The sequence below is a fragment of the Microbulbifer mixtoriginis (SeqCode) genome (assembly GCF_052466715.1).
Window position 1 is genome coordinate 341127 of sequence record NZ_CP174288.1, and the last position, 16040, is coordinate 357166.

9 protein-coding genes are annotated in these 16040 nt (G+C 48.2%); 6 read left to right on the forward strand and 3 right to left on the reverse strand.

Annotated elements, in window-relative coordinates:
- Positions 1–165 precede the first annotated feature (165 nt).
- A complete protein-coding gene (locus tag ACJJH9_RS01740; RefSeq protein ID WP_444924089.1) occupies positions 166–735 on the forward strand; it encodes a SixA phosphatase family protein in 570 nt (189 codons plus the stop codon).
- A gap of 19 nt (positions 736–754) precedes the next feature.
- Here ACJJH9_RS01740 and cobB read toward each other — a convergent pair whose 3' ends face one another.
- The 3 genes from cobB to ACJJH9_RS01755 all read right to left on the reverse strand — a co-directional run bounded on the left by cobB (position 755) and on the right by ACJJH9_RS01755 (position 5427).
- A complete protein-coding gene (cobB, locus tag ACJJH9_RS01745; RefSeq protein WP_444924090.1) occupies positions 755–1459 on the reverse strand; it encodes a Sir2 family NAD+-dependent deacetylase in 705 nt (234 codons plus the stop codon).
- Between the two features lie 204 nt (positions 1460–1663).
- Positions 1664–2971, reverse strand: a complete 1308-nt coding sequence (locus ACJJH9_RS01750) for an NAD(P)/FAD-dependent oxidoreductase (RefSeq protein WP_444899727.1) — start codon at positions 2969–2971, stop codon at positions 1664–1666.
- 170 nt (positions 2972–3141) lie between these two features.
- Positions 3142–5427 (reverse strand): slr1591 family oxidoreductase, encoded by a 2286-nt coding sequence (locus tag ACJJH9_RS01755; protein ID WP_444924091.1) that lies wholly within the window; start codon positions 5425–5427, stop codon positions 3142–3144.
- A 258-nt stretch (positions 5428–5685) separates the two neighbouring features.
- Between ACJJH9_RS01755 and ACJJH9_RS01760 the strand changes: the two genes are divergently transcribed.
- From ACJJH9_RS01760 to ACJJH9_RS01780, 5 genes are all read left to right on the forward strand, one after another.
- The gene (locus ACJJH9_RS01760; protein WP_444924092.1) at positions 5686–10863 is read left to right on the forward strand and encodes a DUF748 domain-containing protein; all 5178 of its coding nucleotides are present in this window, start codon (positions 5686–5688) and stop codon (positions 10861–10863) included.
- 394 nt (positions 10864–11257) lie between these two features.
- A complete protein-coding gene (locus ACJJH9_RS01765) occupies positions 11258–11623 on the forward strand; it encodes a hypothetical protein (RefSeq protein WP_444924093.1) in 366 nt (121 codons plus the stop codon).
- 64 nt (positions 11624–11687) lie between these two features.
- A complete protein-coding gene (locus ACJJH9_RS01770) occupies positions 11688–12110 on the forward strand; it encodes a GFA family protein (RefSeq protein WP_444924094.1) in 423 nt (140 codons plus the stop codon).
- Positions 12111–12320: 210 nt separating this feature from the next.
- The gene (locus ACJJH9_RS01775) at positions 12321–12626 is read left to right on the forward strand and encodes a hypothetical protein (protein ID WP_444924095.1); all 306 of its coding nucleotides are present in this window, start codon (positions 12321–12323) and stop codon (positions 12624–12626) included.
- Positions 12627–12958: 332 nt separating this feature from the next.
- Positions 12959–16021, forward strand: coding sequence for a hypothetical protein (locus ACJJH9_RS01780; protein ID WP_444924096.1), 3063 nt, complete (start codon positions 12959–12961; stop codon positions 16019–16021).
- Positions 16022–16040: the final 19 nt, after the last annotated feature.

Below are 16040 nucleotides of genomic sequence, written 5' to 3' on the forward strand. Positions count from 1 at the left end.
CCTATCCAGCATCGGTAATACCGGTGCTGGATAATCTCCACCAGGGTATTCTTTACATTTCTTAAAAATTTAAACGCATTCTCCTGTATTTCATCGAATATGGGTTTACTGCCCCTATATCCTTTGCATAACCTCCAATCATTATTGGATTGAGAGCATCTTCTTGTGTTTACCCGAATTACCAGTCTGCTAATCATTGGCTTTATAAGTTCGCCTTGGGTCAACACTTGGGCGGAAAGCGCGACATCAAATACCAATAGCCAGGTTATTTATTTGGTGCGCCATGGGGAAAAAGAGCTGGGGCCTAATGCTGGCAAAGATCCACAACTAGCAAAAGCTGGCAAGGCCCGTGCCGAGCAGTTGGCGCGGATACTCAAAGGTGTGGAAATTGATGCGGTATACAGCACCGATTTTACTCGCACCAGGGAAACTGCCCGCCCATTGGCTGAACAGCGAGGTTTGCCGATACAAAGCTATGATTACCGTAAATTAAAAGAGTTTGCCGTGGATTTGGACCAGGCCGGCGATCGAATCTTGGTCGTTGGGCATAGTAATACTACGCCGGAAATGGTGGCCCTTCTCGGAGGTGAACAAGGTGCTCCAATTAGAGAATCCGATGAATACGATCGCCTCTATATTGTTATTCGTGACCGAGGCCAGGTAACCACTCTGTTACAACGCTACGGTAAGGACAGCAGACAACATCACGTAGCTGAACTTTCGCAAACTCAGTAGCCGATTAGTTGTGTATACGCTAGTCGAGCAGCTCGCGCACAAAATCTCTAACAATCGCCGAGGCCGGTCCGTAGCGGTGCTCGGTGAAAGCATCACCCACACTGCTGGGTTCTAAATTTAACTCCACACTGTGTGCTCCCGCCAGGTTGGCACACTCTACAAATCCGGCAGCCGGATAGACATTGCCGGAGGTGCCAATACTGATAAACAGGTCGCACTGGCTCAGGGCTTCGTAAATCGCCTCCATCTGCAGCGGCATTTCCCCAAACCACACCACATGGGGGCGCAAGGTACCTGATAGTCCACAACAGTTGCAGTGATCGCTAACCAACAAATCCTCCCGCAGGGAAAACAGCTGGCCGCTGCTGCTGCAGCGGGCTTTGAGCAGTTCGCCATGCATATGGATCAGATGATGGCTGCCGGCGCGCTCATGGAGGTCATCGATATTTTGGGTAACCAACAAAAATTCCCCGGTGAACTCTTTTTCCAGTTCGGCCAAAGCCTGATGAGCTGCGTTGGGTACTACATCTCCAGATATTAGATGTTGACGACGTTCGTTGTAAAAACGCTGTACCAGCTGAGGATTGTGCTCAAAAGCTTCGGGGGTAGCGACATCTTCGATACGTTGGTTTTCCCATAGGCCGTCGGCCCCGCGAAAAGTACGGATACCAGATTCTGCGGAGACACCGGCGCCGGTCAGCACCACGATACGTTGATATTGCATAGGAAATAATTTCGTCAAGCTGCTGTGATTAGGGCATAAAAATATATTGGACAGTTTACGGAGATCAATATTTTATCGAAAGCCTGAAAGCTTTAGTTATGTAGAGCAAGAAAAATATTACGGTTGATAGGCATAAATCAGATGGCCAAGTTAAAGCGGCCAAGATTGACCGCTTAATTTATTGAGGTAACTTTTTTGGTTTCCTCAGTGTAATTTAAGACGAGGGCTCACCGCGCGGTTGGCCTGTCCAATGAGATAAAGCAACATCGCCTTTGGCCAGCCGTGGATTGCCGCCAGGTGCATGCGATAGAGTGAGCGGTAGGCAAAACCTGCAATACGCCCTTCTACGGTGAGACTGCCTTTTACCAGGGTGCCCATCAAATTTCCTACCGCAGTGTATTTACTCAGTGAAACCAGGGAGCCTCGATCCCGATAGTAAAAATGTTCCAGGGGTTTGTTCTCAATCAAAGCGATCAAATTGGAGGCGGTGAGTTTGGCCATCTGTTGTGCTGCTTGAGCGCGCGGCGGTACCCGCTGATCGTCACCATCGACGCAACTGGCACAATCTCCCATGGCAAAAATACTTGGATCAGTTTGAGTTTGCAGTGTGGTTTTCACCTCTATTTGATTGAGGCGATTAGTGGCGAGCCCATCGAGACGGTTGAGAAAATCGGGAGCTTTGACCCCAGCGGCCCAGACGCGAATCGCTGCGGGAATTTCCATGCCGTCACCGGTGGTGAGACCCGTGGGATTGGCACTCGCGATACTGCAACCGGTGAGTACGCGCACTCCCATTTTACTCAGTTCGCGCTCGGCGTTATTGCCCAAGCGCGCCGGCAGGGCCGGCAACAGGTGCGGTCCGGCTTCGACTACGGTGATATCAATAGCGTCCGAGCTGATTCGCCCATAGTTGCCCATCTGCTTGCTTGCATCCACCAGCTCTGCCGACAACTCCACTCCGGTAGCGCCGCCACCAACTATAGCAATCTGCAAGCTGTTGTTAGTGTGGGTTTCCAGGCGCAAAAAATGATTGAGAAGCTGCTGGTGGAATTTCTGTGCCTGCTCACTGCTGTCGAGAAAGACGCAATGATCACGTACGCCGTGAGTGTGGAAATCGTTGCTCTTGCTGCCGATACAGAGAACTAAATAATCGTATTCCAGTTCGCGGGAAGCCACCAACTCATGGCCCTCGTCATCCAGCACCGCCCCCAAAGTGACAACTCGACGCTTTCTGTCGAGAGACTGTAGCGCGCCGAGCTGGAATTCATAGCCGTTAGCGCGGGCGTGTACTTGATAGTTAAGGGCGTCCATATTGGCGTCTAATGCGCCAGCGGCAACTTGATGGAGCAGGGGCTTCCAGATATGGGTACGATTCTTATCGACCAGAGTAATTTGTGCTGTGGGAGAGTTGCGTCTTTTTCCCATGAACGGGGTAAAACTGAAATAGTGCCCGAGCCGCGTGGCTAGATGTAGCCCACTAGCGCCGCCGCCGATGATCACAATTTTTTTCATGGTGGGTGGTCTTCCTGTCGATTACTAATAAGCCGACTCCCCAATCTGTGAAGACCTATCGCCGCAATACATGGTTAGCGGCGCTTGTTTTGCTGCCAGTATCCTCCGCATCGGCAGTGATATCAACAGGCCCGAACAAGTGATGATAAATAGAAATAAAAGTGGAATGATTACACTTGGCTGTGTTCCGCCTCGCTATTGTGAGTGATTAACTGCCGCCAGTGGCCATCCCGACGTAGATGTACCTTTGGCTGGGGGTTGCCACTAGTGTTGATCACTCCGATGATGGCGGCCTGGCTGCAGCCACTCTGTAGTAGGGCGCGAACGCAGGCTTCAGCCTTACTGGCAGGAACAGCGGCGAGCAGGCCACCACAGGTCTGTGGATCAGTGAGTAGCGCCCAGTGTGGTAGGGATTGCCACTCCCGGGGGTTTTCCACAAAGGAATAGGCACTGGCGTTCTGCGGTTGTAGGCTGGATAACCAGCCGCGCTCAATGCACTGACGGGCGCCGGGAATCAGTGGCAGCGGCTCGGCGATTAGAGTGGCACTGAGCCCATCGGGTTTCAGCATTTCCAATAAGTGGCCGAGTAAACCAAAGCCCGTGACATCAGTGAGAGCGTGGGCGCCGTGTTGGGCGAAAACCCCAGAAGCGGCGGCATTGCTGTGCAGCATGGTCTCCAATGCCTTTTGCAGCCAGCGGCCTTTGGCTTCCCCCATCCCTTCGGCGGCGAGAATGGTGCCGATGCCCAAGGGCTTACTCAATATCAGACAGTCTCCTGTGTGAGCCCCACATTTTTCCAGCAGTTGCTCGCGCTCAGCCAGGCCGTTCACAGTGAGGCCCAACTGCATCTCCGCTCCTTCGGCAGTGTGGCCACCGGAGAGTACGCAATGGTGGCGGTTGAGTTCGTAAATCGTACCGGCGAGCAGCTGTTGTAAGTCCCGTTGGGTGATTTCTTCTGCCGCGGTGGGCAAGGTGGCCAATACCTGTGCACTCACTGGGCGGGAATGCATAGCGAACAGGTCAGAGAGTGCGTGCAAAGCGGCAAGTCGCCCGAACAGCCAGGGGTCTGCAACCGGGGCGCGCAGTTGGTCGGAACTCTGCACCAATAATTGCGAGGCGGGCAGGTCCATCACGGCGGCATCATCTCCAAGTCCGCGCAGTAGGTACTCAGATTGCTGTATGGGAAGCTTGGCCAGAGCGCCGCATAGTACTTCAGGGCCTACCTTGGCACCGCAGCCATTGCAGCGCATGCTCGCCAGAGAGATGCCCTGGCGCTGGTTGAGTATCTCGCGAGGTTGGGCGCTCGGCATCTCTTCCATGCTGATGGGTAGATCGCTAAAGCGCTGCATAAAGTTGCGATCAATATGGTCTTTCCAGCGCCACAGGGGGGCTCCCACTGCGGCAAGTCCATTGCGCACCGCAACCGCGCGCTTGCCGCCACAGGCCAACAGGCTCAGAAAGCGCTTTTGCGGTCGGTAATTTTTCAATGGCTGTCCGGTGAGAGTGGCGCGCAGATTGTGAAACAGCACCGGCCCTTGCCGCACTGCGTAGACCCCCGCCTTGGGCAGCGGCCCGGCGGAAAAACTGGCTACGTCACCGGCGGCAAAGATTTCCTGATGTCCCTGGGCACGCAGTTTACGGTCTACTACTACGAAGCCTTTATCGTCCAGAGCTAGCTGGGAATCCGCCAGCCAGGGGGGAGCACAGGCGTTGGTTGAGAGCAGCACCTGATCCAGGTTGAGTAACTCGCCATTGTTGTTGCGTACGCCCTGCTCAGTAATTTCTGATACCGGCCAGTTGTGATGTATCTCTACGCCGAGGCTATCGAGCTCACGGGCCACTAATTTTCGCGCGAGGAAAGGGTAGCCTTGGGGGATTTCATCAGCTCCGTGTATCAGGTGTATTTGTACGCGCCCGGAATAGATCTGCTCCTCCAGGCTATAAGCCATTGCCATTGCTAGTTCGCAACCACCGGCACCGCCGCCGACAATACCCAGGCGCAGAGATGTGCGATTTTTCTGTACATGTCTCTGCAGTTTTTGCCAGAAGTTGTAAAAATGTCCGATAGGCTTGATGGGGATTGCCAACTCTGAGCCGGGCAGCTCACGCACCGGGGTGGCACCGACATCCAGGGACAAGAGGTCGTACTCTAGTGGTGGACGCCCGAGCAGGGATACCGTGTGCGCCTTTACGTCGATATGGTGGGCACAGGCCTGAATAAAACGAGCGCCTGCAGCGCGACACAGGCGCGCCAGATCGATATGGGTGTCATCCAGTGAATAGTGGCCCGCTACCATCCCCGGCAACATACCGGAATAGGCGGTTTGGATTTGTGGAGAAACCAATGTCAGGCGTACACCCGGCAGCGGGTTCATTGCCCACATTTGCAACACTATGGCATGGGTGTGGCCACCGCCGATCAGAACGATATCCTGGTAGTTAGGATGCTCCTGCATTTTTGCTCACTACTGATTTCTGCAACAGTTGCTGGGGTAAAGTCATTGCCCGCCAGCCAAATTCTCCCGCCGCGCAAATTCACTTCTGGATAAATTTTAGACAGCGTGAGTTGAGGTGAGACTGATCACACGACGTCAGCCTTCATTATCGCGAATCGCGACGCCAGGGTAAAAAAAACTGTGGGGCTGGTCTTTACTTTATGGGCTTGGCTGTCGTTGCAGCTTGCGTTCAACTCATTTCGCGGCGCGATTTTTCCAATGCCAACAGAGCCTGCCCGTCATAATGCCCGCTTTCATCACCTGCTGTGGTGGTTGATTGGCGGATTATTATTGCTGGAAGGCTTTTCATTCGTGCTTTCCGGTTTGGTACGCGATAAGGCCAGTACATGGATGGCCGAGCGCGGACTGGATTTTCAGGCGCAACACTTTCGAGTGTCTCTGCTGGATTTAAGCTTGTTGCTTGTGGATGCGCGCGCAATCAACCGCGAGGGGAGAGGGTTTTCCGCCCAGGAAATTCTGCTGGATTACAGTTGGTGGCAGTTGCTGCGTGGTCGCGCCAATCTGCCTCGAGTCTCTATTAGTGGCGCCTATATGGATCTGCAATCTGTGCCGGGAGAATGGCGCAGAGAATGGGAGGTGGGCGGCTGGGATTTGGCACAGGTTGAGCGCAAGGATAGGGATTTTAAGCTGGCAATCGAGCGAGCACGAATTCGTAATAGCGAACTCTGCTATTTACACAAGCCCATCTGGTCTACAGCCTCCTGCGTTTACATTGGCGATATAAGAGCGCGGGATTTCACCCTGGGGCTGTGGCGCAAAGGAAACGTTCCCCTAAAAGTTGATATTGCCGCTGCTGGGATTGAATTACACGAATTATTAGCCAGAGAGAGAAAGTCTGCGCGATATAACACTACTTTGGCGCATCTGCAGATGAAGTCAGGGGATTTTCGTTGGCCTAGTTTGCGCACCGAAGCGGATGCCTTCCACGCCGAATTTTTTTCCAGTTGCCCGCCACAACAGTGGGCCGATGCGATTCACGGATTACAGCGCCTGATCGGTCACTGCGCCGCAGCGCGCCGTTTGAAAGCCGCAGGGGATTTAAAGTTTGATTTTGGTCGTGTCGCTATGGCGCAGTGGCGTCGTGCCAGTGGCGAAGGTGTTTTATTGCGGCGCAGCGATCAGCGTTGGCAGGACTGGCGCGCAGAAACCATTACTATCCGCGATTTTGATTATGTTCGCCCGATTAAACGGTTGCGCTGGCGTCGTGCGGGCGCTACCGCCTTCGATTGGTGTCCACAGCACTTGCGCGATGCCAAACACCACTTTTGTGTGCGAGCCACCACCCTGAATCTCCCCGGTCCTACCAAGTTTGACTGGAATCAACCGCTCAAAATAGTTACCGGTCCCAGTCGCGCCCAACAGGTGCGCTATGTGGATGTCGCCCAGCCTCACAGGCAGCCTCTGACAGCATCCCAAGCTCGGTTGGGTCCACTGGAGTTTGATAAGGCCAGCCGAATTCTCTCAGTGGGCAGTTTATCGGTGGATAGTGCCAGCGGCTGTGTGCCCGGTGAATTGTGGGGTAAACCCGACCACTGCGTGCGCTTAGCTGGTTTACGTGGAGAGGAAAAAGTGGCGCTGCGTTTTGGTTCGCAGTCAAAGTCGATTCCATGGGGAGCTGCTAGTGGGCCAATGTATCTGGGACAGATGCAGCTAGAGGGATTGGCAGAAGAGAGGCTGCGACTGCGTCAATTAAAGTGGGAAGGTATCGACACTTTAGCATCGGATACACCTTACTCAATTCAGGATTTTTCCCTGGAATCCTTGTCTGGCTGCTTATCGCGTGGCTTGCTGCCTGAGGGCTTGGGGCCCTTGTGCGCCCAGCTCAGCAGTCTTAAGGGACGAGGTAATTTTGCCTGGCAGCCAGGTGAGGATGGGTATGCCATTTTTGGCAAATTGGGGGTGCAACGACTCATGTTGGGAGATAGTCCCAGCGGTAATAAAGGGCTTTTACTACAGAAAATGGCCAGCGGTAGCGGATATTTTCGCCGCGAAGCCGTTGAAGATCTCTGGGCTGCCAGCGCCATGGCATCAAGTATCGGCCCGATAGAGGCGGATTATGGTACGGAGAAGGGCAATCTAGAGGAGCAGGGGCCTCAAGCCAGTAACCAAATGGCCAGTGTGAATGCGCCAAACTTCAAACTGGAAAATGCCAGTTTGCAGCGCTTAGATGGTTGCTTACCAGATTCTTGGGCACGGTTAATTTACCGGGATTCCCTGCCGCTTGAGGAAATGCCCACTTGCTTTGACTTTCGTGACTTGCGCCAGCAACAGCCTCTTCGCATTGCTTGGCGCGGAGGCTTTGATATTGCCACTGCAGAATTTTCTCTCGAGCGTGCTCTGGCACACACGACACAAAATCGCTCCCTGCTAAATATTGAAGACCTAAATTTCCCATTAGTTAGAATCCGATATTTACCGTCTGCGGCGCTCAGCACTTATATCGCCTTGCCTGAAAGTGCACTGGAAATACTGGATATTTGCCTACCGGATATCGCGGTACTTTCTGATATTCACATTCGCTGTATAGACCTGCAGAAGTTGCATTTAGGCGAGGCCTTCCACTTGGAGTTTGGTCGACAGCAAGCATCGGCCAATTTGAATGACTCCAGCATTGCTCAGATTCAACTGCTGGAGATGGACGGAATAGCTGCACTGGATATTCAACAGCTTTCTCTGCCAGAATTAGAATTTCTCTGGTCCCGCAATGGTGCTGCCACTTCAGAAATAAAGTTTGACAAGCTGTCTGCAGAGTCCCTATTGGCTTGTCTCCCACAGCGACAGGGCATAATGGGAAAACTCCCCCATTGTATATACAGTCGGGACTTGCACTCTATCAATAGCAGTGGGGTGTCACTGGGAGTGACAGAATTTACCCATGCTGCCTCTGCCGAGCCCATTTGGCAGTTTGCAAAACTTGGCATTCCTCGGATTTATTTTTCCCCCGGCTCCATCGATCTCTACGATTTAACGATCGACAATATCTTAGTTTGTGGTTTACAGCGCCTGTTCCCTAGTGAAATCGATAGGGCAAACCTGGCTGACTGTATTGAAACACCACAGATAAAATTTACGGGTAACCCAATTAGTATCGGCTTTGAAAGTAGCATTGATCGGATTAGTTCTGGCGCTGTTTACACTGGTCCAATCGCTTTTTGGCAAAAAGGCAGAGATTTCCTGCAGGCAGGCCTGCAACAGTTGAGTTTGCGGGGAGTCAACTGGAATGGTGGGAAGGACTTTTCTGTTGCTGACTTAAAGATTCTCAATACCCGGGTGTGCCTGCCAGACTCCGGCAAGATTGTAACGATAGAAAGGCTTGAGCGATCCAGAGCTGGAGATACGCGGAGCTGTTATGGCGTCGATGAGCTGTATATGCCAGGTTTGCAGCGCGTATCCCTAAGTCGGCCTTTTACTCTTGAGGGCTCCTTACATTTAGCTGGTCTCTCTATTCCACGCAAAAATACTGAGCCAATTAAAATACCCAACTTTCAGCTGGATAATATCTCTTTTGAGGGGGAGGCTCTGGCACGGGTGCAGGATGCCAGTGGCTGTTTACCCGCCGGACTTTTGAAAGACAAAAATATTGCTCCTTGTTATCAGTTGAGCCAATTACGCTTGGGAGGTATGGAAAGTCTACAAGGGGCGACTGGAAGGATTTTTCTGCTCAGGGACATCAGTGTGGCGGAAATACAAATGCATGAGAAGGGCTTTACGCAAGCATTGTCTTTCCCGTTGTTGAAGACGCAGAGATTGCAAGTGGAGCAATTGCGTTTGGAGGGACGATCTCTAGGAGTACAGCAACTACGGCTTCTGAGTATCGCCAGCTGTATTCCCGCTGGTTATTTTGATCAAGGGATTCATTGCTTCAAACTCGGAGCCGTTGAGTTGGATGGTAACTTCAATGGCGTACACGGGCTAACTCTTCCACTGTTTAAGGTTGAGAATATTGATCTTTTTTCACCAAGAGGCGAATTATTAGTAGAGGGGGAAAGTATTGAGATTGCCCACTTTTCTATGAATTCAGAAGAATGGTACTTCGCCTGGGGGGAGGCCGTACATTTCCATTTCTTCAACCGGGATCCTGGGGTTCCCGAGTTTGAACGCCACAGTACCGTTGGGGACTTTAGGTTGTTGCATATTAAAGGCTTGAGTTTCCATAAGCGTATGGAGTTATTGACGATTGATTTTATCGATTTCCTGCGCCCACGTTTTATCTTGTTGAGGGATGAGCAGGGTCAGTTTCCGGTAACCTGGGAGATTGCCGAACTGCGAGGGATACCGATTAATCAATATCTGCATAGGAAGAAAAAACACCAGCCTCCACTCTTATACCATATTGGTGATATCCACCTACGCCATGGTACTTTTACCTGGGTGGATCGAAAACATGAGTTTCGCGCACGGCTGCCAGTACGCGATATCAATCTTAATCTCAGTGATATCAGCAATGTGGGGGAGCATCCTCCAGCTGTGATTGTCGCGAATGGCCGCCCCGGTGGATTTGGCGATATTCAATTAGGCGGGACAATAGACTACTTGGGGCAAAAAAAATGGAATGCGGATCTGACCGGTTATCTGGCTAATGTAAATCTGATACCGGCTACGCCTTATATGGCCAAGCTACTTGGTTTCAAGATACTGCAGGGGCAGATGGATGCGGTGGTGAATATCCATGTCTATGAAAATCAATTAAATGCCTTTGCCGATGTGGTCTTGGAAAAAATAAAGGTTCGGCGTGTACGAAAAGATGATCAATTATCAGTTAAGAAGAGGTTTATCCCCCTGAACCTTGCCCTTTGGCTGTTAAAAGACGGTAAGGGGAATGTGAAATTTGGTATGCCTGTAACCGGTAATATCCGCGATCCAAAATTTTCTATGGAGTATGTCTTCAGCGAGTTACTACATAAAGCCATTATGGATGCTTTGTTTAGTTACTTCACCCCCTATGGTATTTATCTTTTGGCTAAATTGGCCTGGGGGCGATTTATGGCGAAGTCCTTTGATTCCATTGATTTTGCTCCCGGCAGTGCGGAGTTAAGTGGTTTGGCGCTGGCACAACTTCAGCAAATTGTCGCAGTGTTACATAAACATCCGGATGCCCGTCCTGGTGTTTGTGGTATTGCCAATGCCAGGGATTGGAATGCAATGTACCCAAATTCAACAATTGGTCTACGCGGTAGTCGCAGATTTTTATCAAATTTCTACCGTAGGCCGCCGATTTTCTTGCGTGAAGAATTTGAGAAGCTAGCCTTAGAACGCAGTCGAAAAGTTGAGCGCTATTTGATTGATGCAGGTATCCCAGCTGCTGAGCTTATTCCTTGCGCACCGGATTACATGGGACGTGACTTTGGTGATCCAAGAGTTGAATTTTCTAATTAATATTAGTGACATATTTCTAAGGAAAGTTGATATTTGGTGGGGTGCCTTATTCTCTATGCTGGATATATATCATCCTCTTGGATGAGTGTTAAGTGGAAGTGTAAGTGGCTATATTTATCAGTGTGGTGATATGTTGTTATTAATAAATGAAATACTTCCTGTATTCTAGCTTGCTTTATTTATCAATAAAATCTGCAAGATATTTCTATGTTTTTTCAGTGAAGTTTGGGTTTTAAACGCCCAAAAGGTAAATTATATTACCATATCTTGAAGTGCCTCTCATTTTTGTGACATAGTTGGGGTGAGTATACCTCTCTTTGGGTAGTGCTATTTACTACTGATATTGCGACTATCTGTCAACTTATTTACTGCTATAAGTATTCAGGGATTGAATATGAGAATAATTATATTTTTCCTACTGCTGTTCTCAAGTTCTTCATTTGCTATTGAGCAGCAGCAACCTCTAAAAACCATGTCTACATGCCTGGTTATGAATAAGTGGAGCTCCTGGGGGATATGGGAATTCCAGGTTTATGCTATGGCCAGAGAAAAAATCTTAATTGGTAATAAAGAAAACCACTTTCTTATTACGGCAGACGAACCAGGTTTTCGTCATATCGTTGCGGGGGAAGTAGTGGCAAATTACCCAGAGGCAATCACCCTGAAAGCGCTTGGTAGCCAGTGTATGGAAAACTGCCCAGAGAATCACACTAAAAGAATTAACTGGTTCAAGCGCCGTTGTAAGTTTTATGAGTCTTAGATTGCCCTGTGGCAACAGTTAGTAAGTGTACGCTTCTATAGCTTTACAGAAGAGAGAGGAAAATATGAGTGATACTAATCCAGTACAGGGAAGCTGCCTGTGTGGTTCTGTGACCATCAAGGCCGAGCTGCCTTCTTCTGACCTTGGAGTCTGTCACTGTAGCATGTGTAAAAAGTGGAGCGGTGGTCCACTGTTGGCAGTGGACTGCCAGACCAGTGTGGAAATCTCTGGTGAGGAGCATATATCTGTATTTAACTCTTCGGACTGGGCTGAACGCGGTTTCTGTTCCAATTGTGGCTCCCATCTCTTCTACCGATTAAAGGAAACCCAGCAGTATTCAGTTCCTGCGGGTATCTTCGAACTTCCTCCAGAAGTGACAATGACTCATCAGATTTTTATTGATGAAAAGCCCACATACTATAGCTTTGCCAATGAGACCAGAAACATAACCGGCCTGGAGCTGGTCACTGAATTTTCCGGAGAGTAAGTGATCACACGCTCCTAATTACTTTTGGGGGGACCATTTGTCCCCCATTAAGGTTACTATTGGTCGCTAGCAGCGCTTTCGGTTTGAAAGCGGCTGTGCCCATAGCAAATTCGTGGGTAATTTGGGCTATCTGGAAGCAGCATTATCAAGTTGTGAAAAGGGCCTGAAAATTTGCAATGATCAAGTAGTAATAGGGAGTGGCAGAGTGCCATGACAGAAACACAGATAGTAGAAATTTTCCTGGCCAATCAGTGGTGGTCCATAATCGCCTTGGTAGTATGTGTCATAGGTGTGACCCTGTGCTGGTTTGGGGGCCTAATGGCTGCATTGACTGCTTTGGGTAATAAGCACTGGGTTTGGGGGATTGTAACTATATTTCTTGGCCCTATTACCGGGATTCCCTATGCGTTGCGTTATAAAGAAGCGGAGTATGCTCGCTCTTTGATGTTGCGGGGTGTTTGGATTCTATTAATCGGCTTAATTATCTCTGCACTTATTCTGTTTTTGGGACGCTGATCCAGTTTAAAAAGTGCTGGGCTATAGTTTCAGCACTTTTAATATGTTCTCTCCAACTCAAACTATTTTCTCTTCCTAAGCTTCATAATTTTACTTTTTAAGTGAATTAGTTGACCTCATCTGCTCAATTTTCATCGATTAATTTTTTATATTTTTACTTGATGGTTTTAAATGCAATGCTGAGATGTTTTTTCATATTTATTGAAGCAATTAATTATACATGGTAGAAAGCGTGCGTGGATTTTCCTGTCAGGATGGTTAGCCTTTCTTTGGGAGTAAGTCCGCCAGGTAGGAAAGGAATATGGTTATTATAAATCTAAGGAATGGTAAGTATGGAATTTGCTAATAAGCTAGCTAAGCCAGCTTTGGTCGCAGGTTTGGCATTTATTACTGGGGTGTCAGTTAATGTCTCGGCTTCAACTCAATTGATAAATGGTACTAATTTAGAAAAAAGTATCCATTTAGCTTCTGAAAAATTAAAAGACCTCAATTTGGTAGAGACTACTCAGTCAATGAATTTGCCAGCTGAGGTTTCTATTTTGGGGGAGGCTATTCGTAAGCAGCTTTATTTTAACGAAGCCGATCCTGTTACACCTGATGAAGAGGTCCCGGCAGAAGACACTTACTCACGTGATAGAGCCGCATTTCGTTATCTCGACTTAATGTATAGTCTTGATGATAATTCTGGCTCTGTAATCAATAAATATATTAGCGGTACATCACCAGCGGATTTTTCCAGCCTTTTTGATACTGCAGAGCGCAATCGAGTCTCGGATGTAGAGGCTCAGCTATATGAGCAGTTAAGACAATATCCTGCAAACGAAAGCCTACAGAATACCCTGCTGGATCTTTACTATGATCGTGCAGTAGCAGAAATCGTTCAGGCCAACATTGCTCTGGATAAAGCCTTGGCCAGCCGCTTAAATGATGAAGTAATAGCTGTAGAAATAGGTTATGTGAATGAAGCCTATGAGCTACTTAGTACTGCTTTTCAACAATATATAGCTCTACTTGAGAGTACTCCAGTCTATCTACAGCAGTGGGCGGGATCCCGTGGAGAGATAAGTCCGCGCTATTATGATCCAAGTACTGGTATGCTAAAGGATGTGGCACCGTCAACAAGCCTCTCTAGTGAGTACAAAGATATCGCTATGCTTTATCAGTTGATGGAGAAGCTGGCTTCAGTCAAGGTGCAACAAGTCCGCTTGGCGATTATGTCCGGAGTAGAGGGTTCCAGTTCATCTGCAGAGCTAATTGAGGAGGTTAATGCTCTTCACAGTAATTTAACATTTAGCGAGTCGGCTCTACGTGCTCTATTCCCAGAAATTGATTTCACCCAGCTTTCGCTGGATACAGGCCTTCCTCAGGCCGTTACTGTATTGCGGGCAAAACTCTTTGAGTTAGAGGTTTCTAAGTCTTGGTTTAAAAACGATAGTAACTTCTTAGGAGTCGCTTGGGGAGCTATACCGCAGGGATTTGGTAGAGATGCTGATACTTTTAATGCGCTAATTGAGAGTGTAGGTGGCGAAAATGGTAAAATTGTTAAAGCGCAGGAAAGTCATTTGTCTGCTAAGGCGGGTTTTGATGGCTATCAACATAGACCCAGCTTTCTTGCTCAGGAGCTTGTAGATCGTAATCAAGAGCTGAGGAAAAAATTAACTAGGACGTTGGGGGTAACTTTTCCAGTAGGATGTTATGAAGTTAGCTGCGGAAAAAGTTACAGTTTATCACGAGCCGATAATAATCTTTTCTCTTGGAGAAGGAATGCCAATAGTGTTCAGACTTCATTAAAGCGAAATTTAGATCGCTTGGGTGAAAATCTACACACCATAGAATCTGAAGTTAAGCTACTAGCACTGAATGCGGGGGTGAATGATGGGCTTACAAAAATCCGTCTTGATTACGGACCTCAACAAACTTCGCTAGCGCAGCGAATAGAAGAAATTCGAGTTGCAAACGAAGGGTTTAACTCTCGTATAGCATTATTTGGGTCCTTGGTCAGTGCTATTGATGATTACTATAAGGGCAGCTGGATTGATGTGGATAGTTTGTTGGTTCAGGTTAAAGAGGTTGAAAAGACTATCGGCTTACTTGGTGATTTCGAACAGCTCTCAATAATGAATGCCACTTTGGCTGCTGAACTTAGGGCGAATATGCTTGATAGTACTGGCAATATGCTAACTGATGGCGATCTGTCTCGTTTACAGAATTTGTGGTTAGAAATAAATTCTATTGCTTTTGAGGTTGCTCAAGCTGAGATGGCTCTGCTTGAAGAGTCTAAACGTTTACCAGTCATCCTGAATAAAGCTAAAGTTGCTATTGCTCAGTTTATAAATGAAAAGCCTGACTTGGCTTTTCGTCATTATCCAAACCTAGTTAATAGTCGTAGGTCGATCGCTGCTTTAATGGAGTATGAGAATGACTATAAAATTGCGCAGCAGTGGCTTTTCCATGCTGTGAGTGCACTGGAGAACAAGTGGCAGCATAAATCGTTTGAAAAAGCGAGTGGTATTAGTAAAGAGGCGGTTTTTCGTTTACGTAGCATTAATGATTTGTGGGCTTTCCATGAAAAAATGCTGAAATTGAAATCGAGAATTGTCATTCCAGAAACATATAAAGACACTTTTTCGATTAGAGAGGATGTTTTTGGTTATAAAGATTTCATTAATGGTGTTCAGCAAACATATTTGCATCCTGACCCCAATAAACAAAATGGTCTTCGTTTGAGTGCTATCGAGGCCTTTCGAGAGAAATTACGTCTTATATCTCAATCCCTTGGTGATGAAAAATATGTGACTATTGAGTTTAGTACAGTCAAGGAGAGGGCATCAGTTAACTTTTTTAATGGTCCAATTATTTCTGGCTGGGGAACTGACTCTGCGTGTATTGCAGTTGGGGGAAGCTATAGTGACAAAATTAAGACTGTCGAACTTAGTATCCCTGTATCTTATGATGTTAGTGGGGAGTTGGAAACCCCTGCCTATTTAACCTATGGCGGTGCTGGAGTATACCGTGAGGATACCCCAGGTACTGATATTGTGAATGATGCTGGGGATTTTGGTGTTGAGGGCGAGCTTAATTCTTATAGTGTGTCGTTTTGGGATATTACTGGAAATTCTTACGTAACACCATTTGGTACTGCTCAAAGTATATGGATGAAGGCGGGGTTAAGTTTATTTGGTAATGATCCAAGTTCTGGCAACACTGTAACCAATGTGTTTAATGGACAAAATGTCGCTGCAACAGGCTGGCGTTTATCTTTCTTGCTAGAGGATATTTATGGGAAAGTTGTAGATATTAATGCGATTAACGATGTGGAGTTAATCTTCGAGCACAATGCAAGATCGAGAAATTACTCAGATTGCACTGAGGATAGCCAAGGTGGGCCTCTTTAATCGCGGTGTCGGTACTTTG